The 22,283-nt window shown below is 50.9% G+C and carries 19 protein-coding genes; 9 read left to right on the top strand and 10 right to left on the bottom strand.

The window, feature by feature from the left end:
* Nucleotide 1 precedes the first annotated feature (1 nt).
* On the bottom strand, nucleotides 2–580 hold the full coding sequence (locus TREAZ_RS01190; protein ID WP_015709959.1) for a DNA-3-methyladenine glycosylase I: 579 nt from the start codon (nucleotides 578–580) through the stop codon (nucleotides 2–4).
* Between the two features lie 50 nt (nucleotides 581–630).
* Between TREAZ_RS01190 and TREAZ_RS01185 the strand changes: the two genes are divergently transcribed.
* Nucleotides 631–1,893, top strand: coding sequence for an RCC1 domain-containing protein (locus TREAZ_RS01185; RefSeq protein ID WP_169312596.1), 1,263 nt, complete (start codon nucleotides 631–633; stop codon nucleotides 1,891–1,893).
* Nucleotides 1,890–3,341 carry a decarboxylating NADP(+)-dependent phosphogluconate dehydrogenase gene (gnd, locus tag TREAZ_RS01180; RefSeq protein WP_015709957.1) on the top strand — a complete coding sequence of 484 codons (1,452 nt, stop codon included), beginning with the start codon at nucleotides 1,890–1,892 and terminating at the stop codon, nucleotides 3,339–3,341. The genes TREAZ_RS01185 and gnd overlap by 4 nt, the downstream gene beginning before the upstream one ends.
* Before the next feature lie 16 nt (nucleotides 3,342–3,357).
* Here gnd and TREAZ_RS01175 read toward each other — a convergent pair whose 3' ends face one another.
* A complete protein-coding gene (locus TREAZ_RS01175; protein ID WP_015709956.1) occupies nucleotides 3,358–4,470 on the bottom strand; it encodes an Lsa36 family surface (lipo)protein in 1,113 nt (370 codons plus the stop codon).
* A gap of 60 nt (nucleotides 4,471–4,530) precedes the next feature.
* Here TREAZ_RS01175 and TREAZ_RS01170 point away from each other — a divergent pair, with 60 nt between their 5' ends.
* The 3 genes from TREAZ_RS01170 to TREAZ_RS01160 are packed head-to-tail and all read left to right on the top strand — an operon-like array spanning nucleotide 4,531 to nucleotide 8,173.
* Complete coding sequence (locus tag TREAZ_RS01170; RefSeq protein ID WP_015709955.1) at nucleotides 4,531–6,087, top strand: hypothetical protein; 1,557 nt, start codon at nucleotides 4,531–4,533, stop codon at nucleotides 6,085–6,087.
* Between the two features lie 13 nt (nucleotides 6,088–6,100).
* On the top strand, nucleotides 6,101–7,033 hold the full coding sequence (locus TREAZ_RS01165) for a DUF1848 domain-containing protein (RefSeq protein ID WP_015709954.1): 933 nt from the start codon (nucleotides 6,101–6,103) through the stop codon (nucleotides 7,031–7,033).
* Nucleotides 7,034–7,048: 15 nt separating this feature from the next.
* Nucleotides 7,049–8,173 (top strand): sugar kinase, encoded by a 1,125-nt coding sequence (locus TREAZ_RS01160; RefSeq protein WP_015709953.1) that lies wholly within the window; start codon nucleotides 7,049–7,051, stop codon nucleotides 8,171–8,173.
* A gap of 12 nt (nucleotides 8,174–8,185) precedes the next feature.
* On the opposite strand, the gene TREAZ_RS01155 is transcribed toward TREAZ_RS01160, so the two are convergent.
* The 4 genes from TREAZ_RS01155 to TREAZ_RS01140 are packed head-to-tail and all read right to left on the bottom strand — an operon-like array spanning nucleotide 8,186 to nucleotide 13,547.
* On the bottom strand, nucleotides 8,186–8,857 hold the full coding sequence (locus TREAZ_RS01155) for a hypothetical protein (RefSeq protein WP_015709952.1): 672 nt from the start codon (nucleotides 8,855–8,857) through the stop codon (nucleotides 8,186–8,188).
* 30 nt (nucleotides 8,858–8,887) lie between these two features.
* Complete coding sequence (locus TREAZ_RS01150; protein ID WP_015709951.1) at nucleotides 8,888–11,224, bottom strand: heavy metal translocating P-type ATPase; 2,337 nt, start codon at nucleotides 11,222–11,224, stop codon at nucleotides 8,888–8,890.
* On the bottom strand, nucleotides 11,225–11,701 hold the full coding sequence (locus TREAZ_RS01145) for a DUF2318 domain-containing protein (RefSeq protein ID WP_015709950.1): 477 nt from the start codon (nucleotides 11,699–11,701) through the stop codon (nucleotides 11,225–11,227). It lies immediately after the preceding gene.
* 58 nt (nucleotides 11,702–11,759) lie between these two features.
* Nucleotides 11,760–13,547 carry an urease accessory protein UreH domain-containing protein gene (locus TREAZ_RS01140; protein WP_043922668.1) on the bottom strand — a complete coding sequence of 596 codons (1,788 nt, stop codon included), beginning with the start codon at nucleotides 13,545–13,547 and terminating at the stop codon, nucleotides 11,760–11,762.
* A gap of 128 nt (nucleotides 13,548–13,675) precedes the next feature.
* On the opposite strand from TREAZ_RS01140, the gene TREAZ_RS01135 reads away from it, so the two are divergent.
* On the top strand, nucleotides 13,676–14,593 hold the full coding sequence (locus tag TREAZ_RS01135; protein WP_015709947.1) for an OmpA family protein: 918 nt from the start codon (nucleotides 13,676–13,678) through the stop codon (nucleotides 14,591–14,593).
* 20 nt (nucleotides 14,594–14,613) lie between these two features.
* Here the strand turns inward: TREAZ_RS01135 and TREAZ_RS01130 are convergent, their stop codons facing one another.
* Both TREAZ_RS01130 and TREAZ_RS01125 read right to left on the bottom strand, forming a co-directional pair.
* A complete protein-coding gene (locus TREAZ_RS01130) occupies nucleotides 14,614–15,873 on the bottom strand; it encodes a sensor histidine kinase (RefSeq protein ID WP_015709946.1) in 1,260 nt (419 codons plus the stop codon).
* Entirely contained in the window at nucleotides 15,870–16,568 is a 699-nt protein-coding gene (locus TREAZ_RS01125) for a response regulator transcription factor (RefSeq protein ID WP_043922666.1), read from the bottom strand. The genes TREAZ_RS01130 and TREAZ_RS01125 overlap by 4 nt, the downstream gene beginning before the upstream one ends.
* Nucleotides 16,569–16,643: 75 nt before the next feature.
* On the opposite strand from TREAZ_RS01125, the gene TREAZ_RS01120 reads away from it, so the two are divergent.
* Nucleotides 16,644–18,002 (top strand): cyclic nucleotide-binding domain-containing protein, encoded by a 1,359-nt coding sequence (locus tag TREAZ_RS01120; protein WP_015709944.1) that lies wholly within the window; start codon nucleotides 16,644–16,646, stop codon nucleotides 18,000–18,002.
* A 38-nt stretch (nucleotides 18,003–18,040) separates the two neighbouring features.
* On the opposite strand, the gene TREAZ_RS01115 is transcribed toward TREAZ_RS01120, so the two are convergent.
* Nucleotides 18,041–18,403: a helix-turn-helix domain-containing protein gene (locus TREAZ_RS01115; protein ID WP_043922664.1), complete on the bottom strand. Its 363-nt coding sequence runs from the start codon at nucleotides 18,401–18,403 to the stop codon at nucleotides 18,041–18,043.
* A 122-nt stretch (nucleotides 18,404–18,525) separates the two neighbouring features.
* On the opposite strand from TREAZ_RS01115, the gene TREAZ_RS01110 reads away from it, so the two are divergent.
* On the top strand, nucleotides 18,526–20,466 hold the full coding sequence (locus TREAZ_RS01110; RefSeq protein WP_015709942.1) for a right-handed parallel beta-helix repeat-containing protein: 1,941 nt from the start codon (nucleotides 18,526–18,528) through the stop codon (nucleotides 20,464–20,466).
* A gap of 80 nt (nucleotides 20,467–20,546) precedes the next feature.
* Here the strand turns inward: TREAZ_RS01110 and TREAZ_RS01105 are convergent, their stop codons facing one another.
* Entirely contained in the window at nucleotides 20,547–20,807 is a 261-nt protein-coding gene (locus TREAZ_RS01105; protein WP_148257623.1) for a hypothetical protein, read from the bottom strand.
* A gap of 155 nt (nucleotides 20,808–20,962) precedes the next feature.
* Here TREAZ_RS01105 and TREAZ_RS01100 point away from each other — a divergent pair, with 155 nt between their 5' ends.
* Nucleotides 20,963–22,273 (top strand): ABC transporter substrate-binding protein, encoded by a 1,311-nt coding sequence (locus TREAZ_RS01100; protein WP_015709940.1) that lies wholly within the window; start codon nucleotides 20,963–20,965, stop codon nucleotides 22,271–22,273.
* The last annotated feature ends 10 nt before the right edge of the window (nucleotides 22,274–22,283 follow it).

Here is a 22,283-nt window from a genome sequence, read left to right as displayed (position 1 = left end):
TTTATTCATACACGCCCTTGTACCTAAAACAATCCACAAGATGATCATTCACAAGCCCCGCAGCCTGGATAAAAGCATACACAATAGTCGGCCCTACAAAGGTAAAACCCAGGGTTTTAAGCTCCTTGGAAATCCGTTCGGACAAATCCGTTGAAACCGGTATTTCCCGGAGGGTCTTCCAATGATTTATGACAGGCTCGCCGTCCACAAAATTCCAGAGCCATTTTGAAAAGGATTGTTTTCCTTCCATTAAATTGAGATAGGCCTGGGCATTCTCAATTGCAGAAAGTATCTTCCGTTTATTCCTGATGATCCCGGCATCCCCCATAAGGCGGGCAATATCCTTCTGGGTATAGGAGGCCATCTTTTCAGCGTCAAAACCATCGAAGGCTTCCCTGTAGCCCTGGCGCCGTTTGAGGATAGTAATCCACGAAAGCCCTGCCTGGGCGCCATCCAGGATGAGGAATTCAAAAAGCTTCCGGCTGTTTTTGAGGGGCTTGCCCCATTCCTTGTCGTGGTATTTGGTATAAACATCATCGCCGAGGCACCAGGGGCACCGAATCAGGTTGTCGTTTTTCATCCTTTTAAATGATATTTCATTTTTTTCCGAAATGCTATACACTTTATAGCATGAAAAAGATAAAATGCCTGATTTTGCTTATTGCCTTAGCAGGCTTGCTTATGGCTGGCTGTAAAAGCTCGGCCAGGGCCAAGGATGATCCTTCGAGGATGGTTAGGGATCTTAATGCCGGGGTTGCCAATGTATTTCTCCTGACAGAAGACGGCAACCTTTGGAGCGCAGGGTACAATCGCTCGGCCCAGGCCGATGTGAATGCCCCGGCGGATTCCCAGGCCCATTTCGGCATAGTCCAGATACTGGATGAAAGCGGGGCAGCCTTCCAGGGGGTAAAATCCATTGCGGCCGGGGAAGGCCACACCCTCATCCTTAAGGATGACGGCAGCCTCTGGGCATCGGGCGAATCCCTCTACGGCGAACTTGGCCTTGGGGGCGATGGCACAGGAAAACTTGCAAGCTTTACCCAGCTTAAAACCCAGGGTACAAGCGGCGATGCTATTGCCGATGTGCAGTACATCGCGGCGGGGAATAATAATTCCTTCTATATAAAAAATGATGGCACCCTCTGGGCAGCAGGCTATAACTACTACGGCGAACTTGGCCTTGGAGACAAGGAGAACAAGACTTCCTTTACTCAGGTAAGCAGCGCAGGCAATAATGTCAAAACAGTCTCGGCAGGCGCCCGGCACACAGTGATACTCAAAACCGACGGCACTGTGTGGGTTACGGGCTACAACTTCAATGGCCAACTCGGGCTCAACAATACGGTGGACGCCAATACCTTTACCCAAGTGCAGGACATGAATGCCTCTTCGGCTGCGGCGGGCAATTACCACACCACGGTTCTCAAAAGCGACGGCACGGTCTGGACGACAGGGGAGAATTATTACGGGCAGCTCGGCTGGGATGATCTTGAAGATCGTAAACAGTTCACCCAGGTGCAGGACGACAAAGGCGCCATCATCAACGATGCAAAAGAAATCGCCGCTCGTGGGGATCTCACCCTCATCCGCAGGGATAAAGATGCCCTCCTCATAGCAGGCACCTATACCACTGAACCTGAACCCCGCGACGAGAGCAAGCTTCCTCCGTACACAGCGGAAAAAGTTGTGAAGCCCACCTTTGCGCCCCTTGTCCCGGAACAGGCTGCTGCTTCCGCATTCAAGGATATTAAGAAGATCATCCTGGGTTATCAAAGCATTTATATAGTTACCAGCGACAGCCATCTCTGGGCGGCAGGCTCAAACCGTTACGGCCAGCTTAACCTGGGGTACGACACAAGCCTTTCCGTTGTTTTGCGGCAGGTGTTCCCATGAGCAATGCAGACATCGGCCTCATCGGCCTCGCAGTTATGGGCGAGAACCTTGTTCTCAACATGGAGAGCAAGGGTTTCTCCGTGGCGGTCTTTAACCGCACTGTATCCAAGGTGGACGACTTTGTAAAAGGCCGGGGGGCCGGAAAAAAAATCTCCGGCTGCCACAGCATGGAGGAGTTTGCCTCTGCCTTGAGCAAGCCCCGCAAGGCCATGATCATGGTCAAGGCAGGCCAAGCCGTTGACGATACCATTGAACAGCTCCTTGAAGCTTTTGAACCCGGAGACATCATCATCGACGGGGGTAACTCCAATTACCAGGACACCATTAGGCGCACTGCCTATGTGGAATCCAAAGGCCTCCTTTACATAGGCACCGGCGTTTCAGGCGGTGAAGAAGGCGCTCTCACCGGCCCCTCCATCATGCCCGGCGGATCAAAAGCCGCATGGCCTTTCGTAAAACCAATACTGCAGGCAATTTCCGCCAAGGCCGACGGGAACATCCCCTGCTGCGATTGGGTAGGCGAAAACGGCGCAGGCCATTTTGTCAAAATGGTTCACAACGGTATCGAGTACGGCGATATGCAGTTAATCTGCGAAACCTATGATATCATGAAAAATCTTTTGGGCCTCTCCTATGAAGAAATGGGAAATGTATTTGAAGAATGGAACAAAGCCGAGCTGAACAGCTACCTCGTCGAAATCACCAGGGATATTCTGCGCTTCAAGGATGAGGACGGCAAAGCCCTGGCAGAAAAGATACTGGACACCGCAGGCCAGAAAGGCACCGGGAAATGGACTGGCATCGCGGCTCTGGAATTCGGCGTACCCCTCACCCTCATCGGGGAAGCGGTTTTTGCCCGCTGCCTTTCAGCAGCCAAAGACGAGCGTGTCCGGGCCTCCAAAATATTTGCAAGTCCCGGCAAAACCATTCCTGCTGACAAGAAAGCTTTTATCGACGACATCAGAAAAGCCCTCTACGCTGCCAAAGTGGTTTCCTATGCCCAGGGTTATCTCCTCATGCGTGAAGCTGCCAAAGAATACAAGTGGAATTTGAATTACGGCGGCATAGCCCTTATGTGGAGGGGCGGGTGCATTATTCGCTCCGCCTTTCTTGGAAAAATAAAAGAAGCCTTTGATAAAAAGCCGGATCTCGAAAACCTTCTCCTTGATCCTTTTTTCTCCAAAGCGATCGGCGAAGCCCAGGCGTCATGGCGCAGGGTTGCCGCAGCCGCTATTTCAAACGGCATAAGCGCGCCCGCCCTTACGGCAGCCCTCTCCTACTTTGACGGTTACCGCAGCGAGCGCCTCCCTGCCAATTTGCTGCAGGCCCAGCGGGATTATTTCGGCGCCCACACTTACGAGAGGACAGATAAAAAGCGGGGGGAATTCTTCCACACCAACTGGACAGGACATGGGGGGAATACGAGCGCAAGCACGTATACGGTGTAGCTCATTAGCCTGCGATTTATAAAATTACCCCAAAGGTCACTCCCACGCTAAAGCCGTCCCCGCCCATAAGATACAGACTGACAGGAACATCAAGAATAACCGGCCCTATCTTAAACCCTATGCCCGTCATAATCTTTGGGTTGAAAAAAGATGGCGCCATAGTCCCGCCCCCGGAGACAGTGACATTTCCGGACCTTGTCTGGGAAATACCGGTGGGCAGATTTCTCAAATTAATATCGCCGCTTAAGTCGAGGGTCATTTTGTTTTTCCCAAAGCCAAGATCCGCCCCCAGTCCCAGAGTGATATTCAGGAACGAAAGCAATTGGATGGCGGTAGTAAGCTCCAGGGGTATGGTAAAGGTATTTGTGGTCATATCAAAGACAAGTTTTGGCTCAATGTTGATGATTGTTCCGGAGTAAACCCCTTCTATATCCTGATTGATAGAGTCCAAAGCTACGGAATAATATATATTGGAATGTTGATATATAAATCCCGTACCCAGGGAAAGGCCCCGCCACTTAAGCACCACCGGAACAATGGTTTTTTCTTTTAGCATCTGATAGCCGCCCACAAGCCCGAAAGACCAGGTGTTCAAACCAAAATCGTCACTAAAATGATTCATTTTAAAATAACCGAACCGTATCCCAAGATCCAGGCCATTCAACAGGAAGCGTGATGTATTAAAATTAAACTGCCCGCTTATAGCCTGGATATTGGCGCCTAAGACAATATCCCCTTCATCCTCTATCTTGTCGCCAACAGAATCAATATAATTCCTTATATTGCTAAGGCTCGTTCCTGTCTTGATGCCTACCATGGACCCTACAGTAAAAGTAAAAAGCTTAGGCTCTCCATAACCCCGCTGGGTAGCCCCTTGGCTGGCAAATATGGAGGCATCCCCCCATGCTTTTATCAGTTTTTCGGGCTTGGAGTCTATATCCCCGATTTCATCATTAATATCATTTAATACGCTATCCCAGGCACTGCTAAAATCAGAATTCCATACAACGTCGCCCCCGCCAAACTGCGGCGCTATGCCAGTGACCTCAAGGGCAAAACCCCCTGATGCCCCTGCAAGAGCCAAAAAAACTGAAATTATTGTCAAAACCCTTATACGCTTAATAATCATTAAACTCACCTTTATGCCATAGCCGTATCATTATAGCGGATTTCCTGTTATAATGCAATTATGAAACATATTATTCCCTATATTGCCATGGCCCTTTTGCCCCTCTTCTGTATTGCCCTGCCGCTTTCTGCCCAGAGCGTTTCCGCAGGAAAAGAGATAGCTTCTCTGGATCAACTTGACCTGGCTGCTGCAGAACTTGCCCGGTCCATCAGGCCCGAACTGTTGAAGCTCCCCCAGAATTCAAGAATCAGGGTGGGGGCTTTTTATTTGGATGATAGCGATACTACACTCGGTTCCTATTTGACTCAGCAGCTTTCCGCTTTCCTTGCAGGCGCTCCCCTTAATATAGTCAGCCCCGATACGGATTTCCGGACTGCAACAGCATATACACTGCGGGGTTCTCTGCTTGAAACAGGAAATATAATCCGCATATATGCCCGGCTTGTCAAAACCGACGATGAAACTCTTATCCATTCATGGAATACCGATCTGGGTGTCACCGATTTTATTGACACCATGATTCAAATTTCTTCATCATCCAATGTGCGCCGTGATCGTTATGAACCGGACAGCAGGGAAAATCCCATTGCGGTAACATTGGGCGGATCAGAGATTGCCCGTACCATACATGACAGTGATGACAACGACTGGTTCAGCATTACCCCTGACAGACAAGGCGTCCTGGTACTGGAAACCACAGGCAGCATGGATACCTATATGTACCTAATCGACGGCGATTCCTCATCGGAGTTAGGCAGCAATGATGACGGCGGTCAAAATACAAATGCCAAAATCGAGTGGTTTGCCGAGGAAGGCAAAACCTATATCGCAAGGGTGAAAGGCCTCGATGGCAGTTTAGGGCATTACGGCTTTAAAACAACCCTCGAAGCCATACCGGTGGACGCCAATGAGCCCAATGATACCAGGGAAAGAGCAACCCTTATTGCTTCCGGAAGCCGGACAGAAGCGGTTTTTGGCACCGCCGGGGATATTGACTGGTATAAGGTGATCATAGACCCAAATTCCCTTCCGGAAGGCGGGCAGCTTTCAGTATGGACAGAAGGCCGAATGGATACAACAATAGCCATTTACCATAGAAATGAAATAATCGCCGAGGATGATGATTCCGGGGACAATGAAAATGCCAGGCTAAATATAACAGTGAGCCAGGGCGATTATTATATCAGGGCAAGCGAAGCAAGGGGAAGACAGGGGCGTTATACCTTGAGAACAGCTCTGCGGCCCGTTCCAGTTCCTGACGCTTATGAAAACGACAACAGCAGGTCAACCGCAAAAGATATAACCATCGGGGATCCGGTTCAGGGGCGCACTTTTTCTGATTCAAATGACATAGATTGGGTACGTATTGTCATTACCGGGGCCGGCCTTTACGAAATCCGTACTAAGGCAAACGACAGTGAATTGGATAGTTTTATGGAACTTTACAATAGCGATAACGATAAAATAGCCGAAGATGATGATTCAGGAGACAATTACGACGCCCGCATACGCCAGCGTCTTGAACCGGGAACCTATTACCTGAAAATAAGCTGCCTCGGCGATGATCCTCTGGAAGACAACCGATATACTCTGCGGGTAACCAGGACCGGCAATTAAAATGGAAACCTAAATGATAATCAGCGCCAGCAGAAGAACCGATATACCGGCTTTTTTCGGGGATTGGTTTATGAACCGCCTTGCTGGAAAAAAAGTGCTGGCAAGAAACCCCATGAACCCAAACAGCATTACAGAAATACCACTTGAGCCGGATTTAATAGAATGCATTGTTTTTTGGTCAAAAAACCCGGAAAAATTTTTTAAACATCTTCCCATAATTGATAAATTGGGGTATCGATATTATTTTCAATTCACTCTTAATGCCTATGATTCGACTATAGAAAAAAACATCGATAAAAGAAATATCCTCGGGAACTTCATTGAACTTTCGGAATATCTGGGCAAAGAAAAAATAATTTGGAGATATGATCCTATTTTGGTAAATGATAAATTTACCATAAAATATCATATTGAAAATTTTGAATCTTTATGCAAAAAATTATACAGGCATACTGAAAAATGCGTTATTAGTTTTATTGATACATATTCGTTCCTTAATGAAAATTTTAGGCAAAATAATATTCATGAATTGCCCAATGACGAAATGGATAATTTGGCGGATAAATTTGCAACTATATCAAAAAAATATAATTTGCAACTTTCCGCCTGCTGCGAAAAAATCAATTTGGATAAATATGGAATATCCCATAACAAATGTATAGACGATGATTTGATTGAACGGTTATTCAATGTGAATGTAAAATCAAAAAAAGATCCTTCCCAGCGTAAGGAGTGCGGATGCTGCGTCAGCAGGGACATTGGCGCTTATAATACCTGTTTGCATGATTGTATTTATTGTTATGCAAAACGCGGAATTGAATTATTGCATCATGATCCGCATTCCCCTTTGCTTTGCGATATTGTCAATGGAACGGAGAAAATCAATCAGCTGGAATTGAATCCAGTTGAAAAAATTCGGCATGAGGTTTATCCTGTTAGGACTTAAATCTTTGGAGGCCCTATGCCGTCATTAATTATACCCCCCGCAGCGGGAACAGCCCACGACTTGCTGGCCCTGGGGGCTTTGGTAACCCGCCTTGATCCCGGGATCATTCCTTTTAAAGAAGCTGACGCGTATTCCCTCCATGTTTCGGGAGGGGAATACAATGTGGCGGCCAACCTTTCAACCTGTTTCGGCATGAGGACTGCGGTGGCTTCTGCCATGGTGGACAACCCCATAGGCGCAAGGATCGAGACCGCAGTGCGAAAGGCAGGGGTTAGCCCCTATTACGAGCGTTTTGAATTCGACGGGGTGAGGGGCCCCAATATGGCTATAGTATGGAGCGACAGGGGCCAGGGCGTAAGGGCGCCGGTTGTCTTCTACAACCGCTCAAACGAGGCCGCCCAGAGGCTCAAGCCCGGCAGTTTTGACTGGGATGCCCTGTTCGGCAAACCGGGAAACAGCCGCATACGCTGGTTTCATTCGGGCGGCATCTTCGCAGCCCTTTCGCCCACCACTTCTGAATTGGTCATCGAGGCCATGCAGGCCGCGAAAAAAGCCGGGGCTGTTGTTTCTTTTGACCTCAACTACCGGGCAAAGCTTTGGGCAGTGGCTGCGGCAGAACAGGGGCTTTCAGCCAGCCGGGCCAGCGAAGGGGCTGCCAAGACCCTGCGCAAAATCGCAAGCTATGTGGATGTGCTTGTAGGCAACGAGGAAGATCTCCAGAAGGGCCTGGGGCTCAAAGGCCAGGATGTAGAGGCAAAAGGCAAACTCGACCCCTCGGCTTTCTTCGGCATGATGGAATCGGTTGCCAAAGACTTCCCCAACATCAAGGCGGTAGCGACCACCTTGCGGGAGGTCCATTCAACGAACCGCCACTCATGGTCGGCGGTGCTCTGGCTGGATGGCAAGACCTATCAGGCGCCCACCTGTGAACTGGACGTTTACGATCGCGTAGGCGGAGGCGATGGTTTTGCCTCGGGCCTCTTCTACGGCCTCCTCTCGGGCAAAAACCCCGAAGAAGCCCTGAGGCTGGGCTGGGCGCATGGCGCCATGATTACCACCACCCCCGGGGATACTTCCATGGTCAGCCTGGATCAAGTCGAGGCTTTTGCAAAGGGCGGCTCGGCGAGGATACAACGTTAGGTTCCAGGGAAATTACCTCAAATTGAAAGGTTTCAAAAACTTGTCAACCTGCGCCGGCTTCCCGTCTACATCCACCGGGACTTTGTCGAAGACCCAGCCCTTAACCGATCCGGGATTAACCCCCGCCTTGATAAAGGGTTCAGGATTGAGGACAAAAACAATATCCTTGTCATTGGTACCCATGTCCTTGGCCCATTCAAACAAATTGCCGTCCCCTATGCTAACCCCGTAATGATCCATGGCCGCATGGTAGCCTATGCTCCGGCGGTACAAATTGACGATTTGTTCATAGGACGCAAAGGGCGTGGCGCTTCCGGAGTATTTCAATTTGTTGTCCCCGAGTTTTGTCCCCACCATCAGCTTGCCGTCATAAAACGCAATATCCCCGGGCAGCCTGTTCGTGTCCAACCCGGCATCGATAAAGGGCCTGGCCTCTATTTCCAGCATCACATCGTGGAGGGGGCTTCTGCTATAGTCCTCGCTCCAAATAAAGCGCACAGTCCCGTCAGGCGCGGAGAGGGACCAGCCGGCATTCATTTCGTCTGCTTTAATTTGCGCCGGCATAGCATTCAGAACTGCATTGAAGGAAGTTTTTGATTCCTTCCCCACTACGTCCAGCTGCGAACACGCCGATGAAAGCATGATCAATAATACCATGCCCAATACGCTTATCATCCTTTTCATTTTATAACTCCTGGTAGTGCAATCTTAACGTTAACAGCAGCTCCCTTTGACCATCCCGGGAGGAAAGAAGGGCTTTTTTTCCTGCTGCCCTGGCTTAAAACGTTTAAGCCTAAGCGCATTGGTCAGCACCGACACGGAACTCATGCTCATGGCTGCAGCGGCAAAGATCGGATTCAGCAAAGGGCCGCCGAAGATATGGAGCAGCCCCGCCGCAATGGGAATGCCCACAACATTATAGCCAAAGGCCCAAAACAAATTCTGCTTGATATTGCGGATCGTCCTTTTGCTCAAATTGATAGCCGTAGGGACATCCATCAAATCGGAGCGCATCAGCACAATATCCGCCGATTCCATGGCCACATCCGTGCCGGAACCTATGGCGATGCCAATATCCGCCTGGGCAAGGGCGGGGGCGTCATTGATGCCATCCCCCACCATAGCCACCTTTCTGCCTTCGTCCTGCAGTTTCTTCACCTCATTGGACTTGTCCTGGGGCAGCACTTCGGAAAGCACCTTGTCAATGCCGACTTGTTTGGCAATGGCGCTGGCGGTCTTTTTATTGTCCCCAGTAATCATGGCAACTTCTATGCCCATACGGTGAAGGCTCTCAATGGCCGACTTGCTGGAAGGCTTTACCACATCGGCAACAGCGATAATCCCCGCGAGTTTCCCGTCAAGCGCGGCATACATGGGGGTTTTCCCTTCCTCTGCCAAAAGGTCGGAGGCTTCTTCCAATTCCGCAAGGGATATGCCCCGTTCATCCATAAGCTTTCTATTCCCTACCAGAGTTTTTGCTCCGTTGATTAGCGCCTCGATCCCTCGGCCCGTAAGGGATTCAAAATGTTCCACTGCGAAAAGCTCCAGCCCCTTTTCCCCAGCGCCGTTGACTATAGCCTGCCCCAGGGGATGCTCCGAGCCCTTCTCCGCAGAGGCGATGATACGCAGCAGATAGTCCGCTTCAATTCCAACCGGAATTACGTCAGTAACTTTGGGCTTCCCTTCGGTAATGGTCCCGGTCTTGTCAAACACAATGGTGTTAATCTTGTGGGCTGTTTCCAGGGCTTCCCCGCCTTTGATAAGAATGCCATTCTCGGCGCCCTTGCCGGTTCCTACCATAATTGCAGTGGGGGTCGCAAGGCCAAGAGCGCAGGGGCAGGCGATCACCAAAACGGATATGAAAATGGTAAGGGCAAATTTCAGGGGGAAATATCCTGCAGGGAGCAGCGCAGGGTTAACCGATGCGGCCAAAAACCACGCGCCCCCTGCGAGTATCGCAACCAGGCAGACAATGGGGACAAAATACCCGGACACAATATCCGCCAGCTGGGCAATGGGAGCCTTTGAACCCTGGGCATCCTCTACCAGTTTGATGATCTGCGCCAGGGCGGTTTCTCCGCCGACCTTGGTTGCCTTGAAACGGATAAGGCCCGTAGTGTTTATCGTAGCCGCATAGACTTCAGACCCGGCGGCTTTATCCACCGGCATGCTCTCCCCGGTAAGCATGGATTCGTCAATGGACGTGTGGCCTTCCACCACTGTACCATCCACAGGGATTTTTGCCCCCGGCTTTACCACGATAATATCGCCGGGCAAAACCTCGTCAATGGCTATTTCCTTTTCTACTCCATTCTGGATAATAATAGCGGTTTTTGGCGCCAGGCCCATCAGCTTTTTTATGGCCTCGCTGGTCCTGCCTTTGGATACAGCTTCCAGGGATTTCCCCAGCAGTATCAATGCGATAATCACCCCGGCTGATTCAAAGTAAAGGGATTCGACTGCCATAAAATGGCCTAAGGCTATTTGCCAGACATTGTAAAGGCTGTACAAAATCGCCGCAGTGGTTCCCAGGGCAATCAGGGAATCCATATTGGGGCTCCGCTGTACCAGGGCTTTGAAGCCGACTGTATAAAAGCGGTAACCTGCCGCGACTATGGGGATTGTCATGAGGAGTTCGGTAAGAGCGTACACCAGGGGGAAATTCATCGGGTCCAGGGCCCTGGGGAAAGGCAAATGTACCCAAGTGATCATGGGGGCCATGGCAATATACAAAAGCGGGATTGCAAGGCTTATGGCGACAATGAATTTGGTCCAGAGTATCCTGATATCCCGCTGCTTGCGGAGCTTGTCCGCATCCACTGCCCCGGCACTGGACAAATCAAGGGCTTTGTAGCCTGCTTTGACAATGGCATCCTTAATGGCGGAGACCCGCAGGGCATCAGGGTCATAGACAACTGTGGCCTTCTCGGTGGCGAGGTTTACGTTCGCGTTCTCAATGCCTGCCAGCTTGCGTATGGCTTTTTCGACCCTGGATGAACAGGCAGCGCAGGTCATGCCGCCTACAGGGATAGTGACAGTCTGGCTTTCCATCTAGCTGCGCCTCCACCGGGCAAAAATAGCTTTTGCCTGTATTAAATATTCTTTGGGAATGGTGATGCTTGTGTCGCTTACTGTTTTATTTGCGGCGAGTATGGGAACCGGGTTGCAGCCGCCGGATTTTTGTTCCACCTGGCTCATCCTGAAGCGGTTGCCGCAGTTCTGGCAGACCAGGACCGTACCCTGCTGTTTATAAAAACCCCTGCCCGAACCATAGCATACCTGGCAGGTGTTGAATGCGGTCCTGATAGTGCCGTCAGGGGCTTTTACCACCAATACTTCGAGGCGGGTTCCGTCTATATCCACAGGGTAGAACACGGCGTTTTCTGAAATATCCGACAGGGGTATTACAAGATCCTTGTCCGCGATTGCAGGCTTTACCACATTGAGGGCCGCAGCCTGGGCAGTTAATTCAAATACTGCGAGCATTGACAGTATTGCTGCTAACACTAATACTTTTGCGCTTTTCATATCAACCTTCCTTAAAAATTTATTCGTACCGGGGTTTAATACCCCGAGTGCATTTCACTTAATCGGCTTCCTCAAAATAGCCATCGGGGTAAATCAGCGTTTCAAACTCTGCGAGTTCCTGTTTTATCCCCTCGTTATCAATGCGGTTAATATCATCAACGGCTTTTACAAAACCGTAAAAAATATTATCCCCTGTGGAAAATTCAAAATCCCCTTCCGGGACAAATTGTATCCCATTCTCCCCCTGGCTTGCCTCAAGGCGCGCACGGAAGGCGGGGAACAAAAGGCTGCCGTTGCCGGGATCAAGGGAATCGTTATCAATTATCCAGAGCACTGGAAGGCCGATCTGCACCACCAGAACCGAAGGCTCAAAGCCCTCGTCTGTAAGTTTAATGCCTACCTTCTGCCAGCCTTCTTCCTGTATTTCCGCGACGGCGATTCTCTCTGCGGAAATATTCACCCCTGCGGGGACCGGGGCCGCAGGCTGCGCTGTTGTGCCGGGAATGTCCGCAGCCCCCGCTGAAGCCCCGGCCTCCACTACGGTAATGGAACTGCGTATCATGCCCATCCAGCAGGAATAAGAAAAACGCCCTGCCTTTTTCGGTACGAATTCTATCACATTCTCTCCGGATTTAAAACGCCAGTTGATATCGTATTCCCTTATGTACATCTGGTTGTTGCACCCGGTAATGCTGCCCTGGGGGGCATTGATAGTCCATCTTACCGGTATGCCCTGCTGGACTGTTATAGGCGGATATGCGCCGGAGCGGAGTGTGGAATTCACTATCTGGAAGCCATCCACTATAGTCGGTTCAAAGCTGTTGCTGCCGGCAGTGCTGCTGCTTTTAACACCAATACTGCTTCCTGCCACCGGCAGGGCCGCAAGAGTCCAGCCATTGGTAAACATGGCGAGCCCCAATACGGTTACGAGCACTGCTCCTGCCTTCAGCACCGGGGCCGTGTATTTTCTGCCAAGCAGGGAACTTAAAGCCCCAATGCCGAACATCAACGGCACAGTCCCCAGGCTAAAGACGAGCATGGAAAGCCCGCCCCTCAGGGGGCTGCCCGAGGATAAAGCGTAAAGCTGCATGGCCTGAAGAGGCCCGCAGGGCATAAGCCCGTTGAGGAGGCCCACGATAAAGGGGCTTCTGCCCGCCGCCTTTTCGCTATCAATTTTATCCCCAAAGAATTTGGGCAAATGAAGTTTTAGCTTTCTTAAAAAAGGAAAGAGCCCCAGCATATTAAGGCCCATGATCACCATGAACACCCCTGCCGCAAGCTGCACCACGCCCCGGAAATGGCCGCCCACAGTAACAACCTGGCCCAGGGCGCCGGCTATCGTTCCCACAGCCGTGTAGGAGATGACGCGCCCGGCATTGTAAAGCAGCCCGGGCAGAAGGGGCATGGCCGTCCTGACGCCAAGGCTTTGGGAAAGGTTGATGCCCCCGCACATGGCTGCGCAGTGAACCGAAGTGAGGAGGCCAATAACGAAGATCATGCCCAGGCCCATGCCAGCCCCAGCCAGGGGGAAGGCAGAGCTTAAGCTGTCTACCCCAAGATGCCGGATGAGCATGTAGAGTATCAAAATGAGGGCCAAAAAACCTGCAATTTGGGCAGGGCTATTTGCAGCCTTGCCCTCTTCAAGAACCTTGTAGCCCAGCTTTTCTATCCCTTCCTTTATCGTGTCAAAAGCGATAATTTCAGGATCATAGATCACTGTGGCGTTTCCTGCGGCAAAGCTGGCTGAAGCGCTTTCCACACCGGGGTTGTTTTTGAGCTGTTTTTCAATGCGGCTCTGGCAGTTGACGCAGGTCATACCGCCGATAGCTATTGTCCTGGTTGTCATTTCTTCTTAATTTTATTATAACATTGTGAGGATTTCATGGGGAAAAATATTTTGTGGTGTTTTTATGAAAAAAATGTGTTTTTAGGGTATACTGCAAGCAAGAAGCTGAATACCAAAGGAGTATCATAATGAAGAAATTATTGCCGATTCTGGCACTTTTGCTGGTCACAGGATTTGTCCTTTCCTGTGCCACCCCGCCCCCGCCCGCGCCCCCGCCCACGATATTTGAGGAAGCGCCCCCGCCGCCTCCCCCCCCGCCGCCTCCCCCGCCCCCGCCAGTGAAGGATACCACAGGCCCGGTTTTGAGCATGAGCCTGGCGCCCGAGTATTTCAGCCCCGATGGCGATGGGGTGGACGATGTGCTGACGGTAACACTCAAGGCTACAGACGAATCGGCCATCGTTGGCTGGAAGATCGAAATCCATGAACCCGAGCCGCCCTATCTTCTCTTTTCCGAATGGGGCGGAGAAGGCAACCCCCCCGCCAACCTCAAATGGGATGGGCGCAGTAACAAGGGCGAACTGGTCCAGTCGGCTTCTGATTATCCCTTTACCTTCAGTGCCACCGATTTTGAAGGGAACTCGTCCCAGATTGAAGGCGTGATTGGAGTGGATATACTGGTCATCCGGGTAGGCGACACCCTCAAGGTGCAGGTGCCTTCCATCGTGTTCGGTTCCAATTCGGGCGGTTTCGACGGCCTGAGCCCGGATATTATCGCTGCCAACGACTATATCCTCAAGCGCATTGCCGTGGTGCTCAACAAGTTCAGCACCTACAAGATAACGGTCGAGGGCCATGCAAACCCCCTGGCAACAACCGCGGCGGCAAAGCAGCGGGAAGAAACTACCGAACTCCAGCCCCTAAGCCAGGCCCGCGCCAAAGCGGTAGTGGATTATTTGGTAAGGCTGGGGGTCAAACAGGACAGGCTTTCCGCTATCGGCATGGGCGGGACCAAGCCTGTAGTGTCTTACGCGGACGACAAGGGGCAGCCCAATCGCGACAACTGGTGGAAGAACCGCCGTGTCGAATTCATCCTGGTAAAGTAACCCGAACAAAGGCAGGGCAGCTAAAGGCTAAGCTTAAAAACGCTGCCCTTGCCTTCTTCGCTTTCCGCGCTGATGCTGCCGCCGTGGGCTTTGGCTATGGCGGTGGCAATGGTAAGTCCTATTCCCGACCCCCCCAAACCCCTGTTCCGTGATTTGTCAGTCCGGTAGAGGCGCTCGAATATCCTGGGCAAATCCTCTTTCGCAATGCCTATGCCTGTATCAGCCACCAAAACATCCCAGTTCTTGTCCCCTTTTTGGATGGTTGCCACAATGCTTCCCCTTTCGGTGTACTTCACCGCATTGGAAAGAAGGTTGATGAACACCTGCTTAAGCCTGTCATAGTCGGCATTGATGGGGCTTTCGCGGAGATTGAGCTTCACCTCTATGCCCTTTTCGCGGGCAGCGGGGATAAAAGGCCCGGCCGCGGCTTCCAAAAGCTGGGAAAGGTCAAAATCGGTCTTGTTGAGCTTGAGACCTTCCCATTCCAGGTTGCTCAAGGTGTTGAGATCCTCCACAAGGCTCGTGAGCCGCAAAATTTCGTCCTTGCAGCTTTCCAGCCTTTCTTTATCGGCGGCATAGACTCCGTCGATCATGGCTTCCACAGTGCCCTGCAGGCAGGTCAGGGGGGTGCGGAGTTCATGGGCAACATCCTGGGTAAGCTGCTTTTTCCGCCTTTCCCCTTCTTCAAATTCCAGGGTTACCGGCTTTGCCAAAACGCCGGAGAGCTGTACGGAAATCCCCACGCTGATAAGTATGAATGCCAGGCCCGCAATAATGAGAAAGTGGTTTATCAACGAGAGGAAACGTGTTTCAGCATCGCTGTAGAAAAAAGGTCCATACGTATCTATGTCCACATAGCCCACAATTTCAGCGTCAAACAATATGGGGTAGCGATTGCTTTGGAGGGAGCCCTTGACGCCGAAACGGCCTTCCATCCTTTCTGTAATGTCCCTGATTACCAGGGAACACCGTTCCATGTCGCAGGTACGGGCATTCCAGACCGAATCGCCCAGGAGGGTCTCCACTGCCACGATGTAGCCTTCATGGACAAAGAACATGCCCGCAGCCTCAATGGTGATCTGGTTAAAGCTCCCGGTCATGGGGTTGTACTGCTCGGCTATGGTGCGGACTATCTCTTCGCTCCGCTCGGAAATAGTCTGGCGCACCAGGTTTGAAAAAAGCGACTTGGTAAGCCGGTTCACCGCCAGGGTGAGAAGGGCAAGGGCAAGGACGATGAGGATGGCGTAGGTCAGGGCGAGGCGGTTTTTAAGGTTTGTCATCCTGCCTCGCCCGCGCCGAAGCGGTACCCCATGCCGTATACTGTGATTATGTATTTTGGGCTCCGGGGATCATCCCCAAGTTTTGCCCTGAGGTTTTTGATGTGCGTATCCACAGCCCTGTCGAAACCTTCGTATTCATCGCCCTTTACGTTCTGCAAAATTTCTTCCCTGGTGAATATCTTTGCCGGCCTCGACATAAGGAGGGTCAAAATGAAGTACTCGTCCCGGGTCAATGCTATTTCCGTCCCCTTGAACAGCGCCTGGCGTTTTGCCTGGTCCACAACCAAATCGCCCCAGGCAAGGGGGGCGCCGGAAGAGCCGGTCCTGGCAGTCCTTCTCAGGGCCGCTTCAACCCGGGCAACAAGCTGCCTTGGGCTGAAGGGCTTGCACACATAATCATCGGCGCCGGTTTTAAGACCCCGGATTATGCTCTCCTCGTCGACTTTGGCAGTCAGCATGATGATAGGCACTGCCGAAACTTCCCTGATTCTGCGGCAGCATTCTTCGCCTGTGATATCGGGCAGCATGAGATCCAGCAGTATGAGGGAGGGCTTGTATTTCTCGAAGGCATTCAGTCCTTCAAGGCCTGCGGCGGCGCAAATGGCGCTATAGCCGTTTATTTCGAGATAGGATTTAATAAGTTCCCGGATCTTCGCCTCATCGTCGATAATAAGGACAGAGACCTTGCTGTTCATTTCCATATAGTCAGAAAGAATTGTGAGGGAATTGTGGGGGCTTTGTAAAGGGAGTATAATCGCGATAGGAGTGTTATGGCCGTTTTAGGGGTGGTCAATTCAGATTTGGCAGTCAAGAAACTCGTGGAATTCGCGTTCAGGAACGAAGGCCAGGGGGATTTTTCGCTCAGGCACCTCACCGAAAAGATCGAAATCCTCGAATTTATGAGCTATGACCTCCCGGAAGTGGTGATCATCAATTTTTCCGATCCTTCCATAAAGATAGACGAAATAATCTCCTGGATGAAAGACGACAAGTGGCTCATGAACTTCGGCATCATAGGCGTCTTTTCCCAGGAAAAGAACAACGAAGAAAAGCTCCTCGAAAAGTACAAGGCCGTAAACATCCTTACCCTGATGGAGTATAGCCGCATACGCTCCCACATTGTCAAAAATGTGCAGATTATCGCGCGCAACTATCAAATTATCTTTGCCCGGGAATTCACCAAAAACCTCATGGACGGCGCTTCGGGCAGTTTCCTCATAGAGAACGACCTTTTGGCAGTGCCCCTTTACGCCGGCATGGGCGCCACCCTCCTCTCCCAGCGGGGCCTTATCGACCCGGACAACAAGATGCACCTCCAGCTTGCCCTGGGCGAACTCATTGTCAATGCGGTGGAGCACGGAAACTGCGGCATCGGTTACGATGAAAAAACCGAAGGCATGGAGAAGGGCCTCTCGGTAGTGGATCTGGTGGCGGAAAAATGCAAAGACCCTGCCATCAGGGGCAAGAAAGTCGAATTCCAGTGGGAACTCCTCAACGACAAGAGCATTTTCATCATCAAAGACGAGGGCAAGGGCTTTGACGTGAAGGCCCACCTCCAAAAAATCGAAAACCAGGACATTATGAGCCTTCATGGCAGGGGCATCAAGCTTGCCTCCAAACTTTCCAACGAACTCAGCTACAACGCCAAAGGCAACCAGGTAACCTTGACCGTCAAGCACGACCTTTCCCTGGAATACGATGTGCCCTTGGGCTTTTCCAAAGAGCAGATTGTCAATGTCAAACCCGGCGACATCATCCTTAAAGAGGGGGAGCCCTCGGACTACCTCTACTACATCTCCTCCGGCCGGTACACGGTTTTTCACAACCGCAAGCAGGTAGGAACCCTGTCGCCCGAAGACATCTTCATGGGCGAGATGTCCTTCCTCCTGAACCAAAAACGTTCCGCCACCGTCAGGGCCGAGACCACCGGGAAACTCATACTCCTTACGCGTAAAGCTTTTGTAAATGTGATACGCCAATTCCCCCATTACGGCATCTTCCTTTCCAAGCTGCTGGCAAAACGCCTCGTCCGGGGCAACGACAGGAACGCCGCCTTAATGGACAAGCTAAAGTCGGCGGAAAATTCGGCGAAGCTCCCCACAGGTCAGAAGGGCGATGCTTTTGTATAGGATTTGCATATTTTATAATGAAAGGCTGCCGCTAAACTTTATTCTCCTTCGGTGAGGTATTCTTTCCGAAGGCTTTCAAGGGAATTGCTGACCATTTGAGTCAACTTTAGGGATGCTTCTTCGGTATATCGGGTCAGAACTACTCCGATATCGTTTGGTATAGCCTCTTCCGGCTTGAAAAGCTCATACACTTCGACATTCAACGCTTTGCCAAGGTTCATAAGGGTTTCAGGATAAGGCCACTTCTTGCCGGTCTCTATATCGCTTAAAAAATTCGTGGAAATATTGGCTTCTTCGGCTAGTTTTGCCTGCGACCACCCCCGCCGGCTACGATGCCGCTTTATATTCGAGCTTAAAATTGCACGCAATTCATTCCCAACCGCTGATCCATCTCGTAGCATATATTGAAAATTATATTATTAGCTTGACTGTCTAACAAACATCTAGTAATATTAATCTAAATATCTGCTTTTAGCATGAAAGATAGGCCATTTAATAGATCTATCAATAAGGAGTCTCTTCTATGAAAAAGGCGAAACTTTTAGGGATACTGGCGTTGGTTCTGACATTCAGTTTAGCGTTTGCGTCTTGCGATAACCCTGCGGGGGGAGGCATCGCTGGTGGAAGCGGCTTCGACGACGATCTAATAAGCAAAAAAGGCATCGTATTAGCTACGTATGATCAGCTAAAGTCAACCGCTCCGGAAGTTGGAAACCTGTGGGAGACTCTATGGGCCAACGGCTATGTAGCTGCTTTGAACTCGCTATATAGCATAAATTTACCTACAACAAATCCCCACGAATGGAGCGCCGCCACCTGGGACATCTACTTTGATGCGTATTTTCCCACTGGTAACGCTGAGCCGACAGATGCGGAAAAAAAAGATATTTTAGAAGGTATATATACTACCTATAGCGGAAACGCTGCCCACGGGCAAGAACTTTGGGAAAGCTTGGTGACAGATTACAACTCTGCCCATGGAGCGAATTTGCCTACCAGCGGCGATCCCCAATCCTGGAGCAGCAGCATCTGGGATGATTACCTTACCGCCTATGATTCTGATAACACTGGCGGTAATGGCGACACTGGTGGTAATGGCACTACCCTCGACATCGCCAAAGCGGAACTGCAAGCGGCTATAACTGCGGCAACCTTTACAGAGGGTACGCGGTATACTGTAGGTGCTAAGTTTGTCGGGGATACTGGTACCGTACCTGTGGGCTTGTTCACCACAGGCGACGACAGCGCCATCATTACTGCCCAGGCTGTTCTTGAAGCCCCAGGCGCAACAATAGCGAGCATCAATAAAGCAAAAACAGACCTTGAAAGGGCAAAAGCGGCAGCAGCGATAAGCGGCGGATTTGATATTTTGCACCGCATAAACGCAGCCAATCTTATTTATACCGCCCCTGCCGGCATCACCATCTACCTGTACAGCGATGAAAGTTACCGCCTTTATAGGGGTCAGAGCCTATTCAGTATCATGCATAACATCACCCTGGAAGGAGTGGGTATGGAACGCACCATTACCTTTCTCGATAATGGCGAAATGTTCTTTATTTCTGAGGGCAGTCTTACACTGAACACCAATGTTATACTCAACCATAATGGCACTGACGGTTCGGTTGTAATGATAAATTCTGCTACCGCCGCGTTTACCATGAACGCCGGATCGAAAATAACCGGCTGCCGCAGCGAAAACAACGGCGGTGGTGTGAATGTTGACCGGGGCACGTTCACCATGAACGGTGGCGTCATTAGCGGCAATTCCGTCATCAACAGCGTCTACGGGGCCAGTGGCGGCGGCGTATATGTTGATTCCCAGGGCACGTTCATCATGAATGGTGGCATCATCAGCGGCAACACCGCCTCGAATTATGGCGGCGGTGTGTATGTAGCTAACGGTACGTTCACCATGAGCGGCAATAGCGTCATCAGCGGTAACACTGCCTATTTCAGCGGCGGCGGTGTATATGTGTCAGGTTCCAGCACGTTCACCATGAACGACAATAGCGCCATTACCGGCAATACCACCCAAACCAGTAGCGGCGGCGGCGTGTATGTGCTTGGATCAGGTTCCGGTACGTCTATTACCATGAACGACAATAGCGCCATCAGCGGCAACACTGCTCATACCATTGGTGGAGGTATCGTATATGGATCAGCTTCCGGTAGGTTTACCATGAACGGTAATAGTGCAATCAGCGGCAACACCGCTATTACTGGTGACGGCGGCGGCGTGTTTATAAGTTACGGTACGTTTATCATGGCGGGAGGAACTATTTACGGTTCCGGCGAAGCAGAAAAGGTCAAAAATACCGCTGCTAGAGGTGCTTCCCTCTATAAAGCTTTTACATATGCATGGTATGGCGATGGTACTTCCCCGATTATTGCAGGCGACCAGGACTGGAGCTTATACACTAATGACACCCTGACCGGGGGAACAACAGGCCCCGCCCATTAAGACGCCGGGCGCAATAGATTGACATTGGCCCGGTTTAGCAATAGACCGGGCTTTTCTTTTATAACCCCTGTGTCATGAAGTTACTTAGAGGTAAAAGCAAAGTCAGGAACTGAAGCAATCAGCTCCGAGACCGGACGAACCGAATAAATAACACCCTGCCGCTGGTTTCTTATGGTATCCAGCTTTTGAGTAACCTTAACATGGGAAGTATACTTTTTCACATAGTAGACCTCATCTGAATAAGAAGCCGAGATAATCCTGACCCTATCCGTATCCTCCATTTCCACATGGAGAACCACCATCAAACTATTATCCCCTGGAATGTGACCGACAAACTTCATTTTGCCGGGGGATTCCCCCGACATTGCCATAAATCGGCTTGCCTGCTAATGCATGGTGCAAAAAAAACCGAAGGGCTTGACAACATTAAAAATTGCGTCTATTTTATCATAGTATACCAATATCTATACTAGGAATTAAATAGGAGGTTTTTAGTATGAAAAAGCTCAGTTCAATCTGGTTTTTCAGTGCGTTTTTAGCGGTTTTTCTGGTTCTTCCCGGCTTTTTGCATGCAGGGGGGGCCAAGGCGTCGGATGGGGGAGTAAAAACCATATCCTTCGCAAACTGGGCGTCGGTGGAAGAAGCTACCCAATCCCGTATTGCGGCGGTTATAACAGCCTTCGAGCAGGCCCACCCGGATCTGAAGATAGATGTCCAGGGCATCCCTGTCTCGGACATTGTCAAGGAAATCACCATCCGGTCCACTGCGGGCAATCCGCCTGACATTGCACAGTTATCCAGCGACAATGTCCGCCAGCTCCAATCGGCAAATTTATTGATCCCTCTGGACGATTTATTGAGCGCCGACTTCAAAAAGGATCTCTACCCGGATCTGTACGATGCTACCGGCCTTATCGACGGGAAGCATTATGCGGCGCCTTGGGCGAACAGTACCCACGGGCTGTTCTACAACAAAAAGCTATTGGCCCAGGCCGGGCTGGATCCCAACAAGCCGCCCAAAACAATCGATGAATTGAATGCCATCCTGAGAGCCGCAAAGCCGAAGCTGCCTGCGGGTACCCTCTTCCTTCAGGTTGATACCACAGTACGCACCCTGGGGCTCATTCACCAATGGCCTTTCCTGCTTGCCTTTAACAATGGCGTGGAACCCTATAACCTGAAAGGTGAAGTGCATTTCAATACCCCCGGGATAAAAGCTTACCTGGAATGGCTCCGCTGGCTGGTTAAAGAAGAATACACCCTGCCCGGCCTGAAGTATGGGGAATTCCGGCCTTATGCTGCCCAGGACAAGCTCCTCTTCGGAAACGACTGGACCACCTTTGACGGAATTCTCCGTTCCCTGAATCCCCAGCTTACTCCGGCGATACTTTACGAGACCTGGGGGGCAACCGCTTTGCCCGCAGGAAGCGACGGTAAAGCCCGTACCCCGGTGCAGGCCCACGCCCTGGTGATTTTCAGGAATTCGAAGGTGCAAAAAGAGACCGCCTCTTTCCTGGAATTCCTGGCGGCAAGCCCCGATTCTTTGAACAAATATATCGCTGCCTCGGGCTTTACCCCCGCTACCCAGAGCGCTTTTTCGAAGGCCCCTGCCTTCTCCGAAAGCGGCTTTATCAAATCATTTATCAGCGATGTAGTGCCGACCAGTGTTCCAATGCCCACAGGCCCTGATTATGCAAGCTATGCGGAAATCATCATGACCGCAGTGCAGCAGGTAATAACCACCGATGCGGCAATACAGCCGATCCTGGACGACGGGCAGAAAAAACTTGAGGCCCTGTTTAAATAACTGAGCCAGT

It is taken from the genome of Leadbettera azotonutricia ZAS-9 (genome assembly GCF_000214355.1).
In the GTDB taxonomy this organism is placed as follows: domain Bacteria; phylum Spirochaetota; class Spirochaetia; order Treponematales; family Breznakiellaceae; genus Leadbettera; species Leadbettera azotonutricia.
The sequence above is the reverse complement of the archived record's forward strand: the minus strand, read 5'-3'. Positions and strand labels throughout refer to the sequence as shown.

Excerpts from the sequence above, each read along its gene's own strand:
- TREAZ_RS01165 (WP_015709954.1), top strand. The coding sequence starts at position 6,101 with ATGATAATCAGCGCCAGCAGAAGAACCGATATACCGGCTTTTTTCGGG.
- TREAZ_RS01145 (WP_015709950.1), bottom strand. The coding sequence starts at position 11,701 with ATGAAAAGCGCAAAAGTATTAGTGTTAGCAGCAATACTGTCAATGCTC.
- TREAZ_RS01125 (WP_043922666.1), bottom strand. The coding sequence starts at position 16,568 with ATGAACAGCAAGGTCTCTGTCCTTATTATCGACGATGAGGCGAAGATC.
- TREAZ_RS01185 (WP_169312596.1), top strand. The coding sequence starts at position 631 with ATGAAAAAGATAAAATGCCTGATTTTGCTTATTGCCTTAGCAGGCTTG.
- TREAZ_RS01135 (WP_015709947.1), top strand. The coding sequence starts at position 13,676 with ATGAAGAAATTATTGCCGATTCTGGCACTTTTGCTGGTCACAGGATTT.
- TREAZ_RS01140 (WP_043922668.1), bottom strand. The coding sequence starts at position 13,547 with ATGACAACCAGGACAATAGCTATCGGCGGTATGACCTGCGTCAACTGC.
- TREAZ_RS01100 (WP_015709940.1), top strand. The coding sequence starts at position 20,963 with ATGAAAAAGCTCAGTTCAATCTGGTTTTTCAGTGCGTTTTTAGCGGTT.
- TREAZ_RS01120 (WP_015709944.1), top strand. The coding sequence starts at position 16,644 with ATGGCCGTTTTAGGGGTGGTCAATTCAGATTTGGCAGTCAAGAAACTC.
- gnd (WP_015709957.1), top strand. The coding sequence starts at position 1,890 with ATGAGCAATGCAGACATCGGCCTCATCGGCCTCGCAGTTATGGGCGAG.
- TREAZ_RS01115 (WP_043922664.1), bottom strand. The coding sequence starts at position 18,403 with ATGCTACGAGATGGATCAGCGGTTGGGAATGAATTGCGTGCAATTTTA.
- TREAZ_RS01175 (WP_015709956.1), bottom strand. The coding sequence starts at position 4,470 with ATGATTATTAAGCGTATAAGGGTTTTGACAATAATTTCAGTTTTTTTG.
- TREAZ_RS01155 (WP_015709952.1), bottom strand. The coding sequence starts at position 8,857 with ATGAAAAGGATGATAAGCGTATTGGGCATGGTATTATTGATCATGCTT.
- TREAZ_RS01130 (WP_015709946.1), bottom strand. The coding sequence starts at position 15,873 with ATGACAAACCTTAAAAACCGCCTCGCCCTGACCTACGCCATCCTCATC.
- TREAZ_RS01160 (WP_015709953.1), top strand. The coding sequence starts at position 7,049 with ATGCCGTCATTAATTATACCCCCCGCAGCGGGAACAGCCCACGACTTG.
- TREAZ_RS01150 (WP_015709951.1), bottom strand. The coding sequence starts at position 11,224 with ATGGAAAGCCAGACTGTCACTATCCCTGTAGGCGGCATGACCTGCGCT.
- TREAZ_RS01170 (WP_015709955.1), top strand. The coding sequence starts at position 4,531 with ATGAAACATATTATTCCCTATATTGCCATGGCCCTTTTGCCCCTCTTC.
- TREAZ_RS01105 (WP_148257623.1), bottom strand. The coding sequence starts at position 20,807 with ATGAAGTTTGTCGGTCACATTCCAGGGGATAATAGTTTGATGGTGGTT.
- TREAZ_RS01110 (WP_015709942.1), top strand. The coding sequence starts at position 18,526 with ATGAAAAAGGCGAAACTTTTAGGGATACTGGCGTTGGTTCTGACATTC.
- TREAZ_RS01190 (WP_015709959.1), bottom strand. The coding sequence starts at position 580 with ATGAAAAACGACAACCTGATTCGGTGCCCCTGGTGCCTCGGCGATGAT.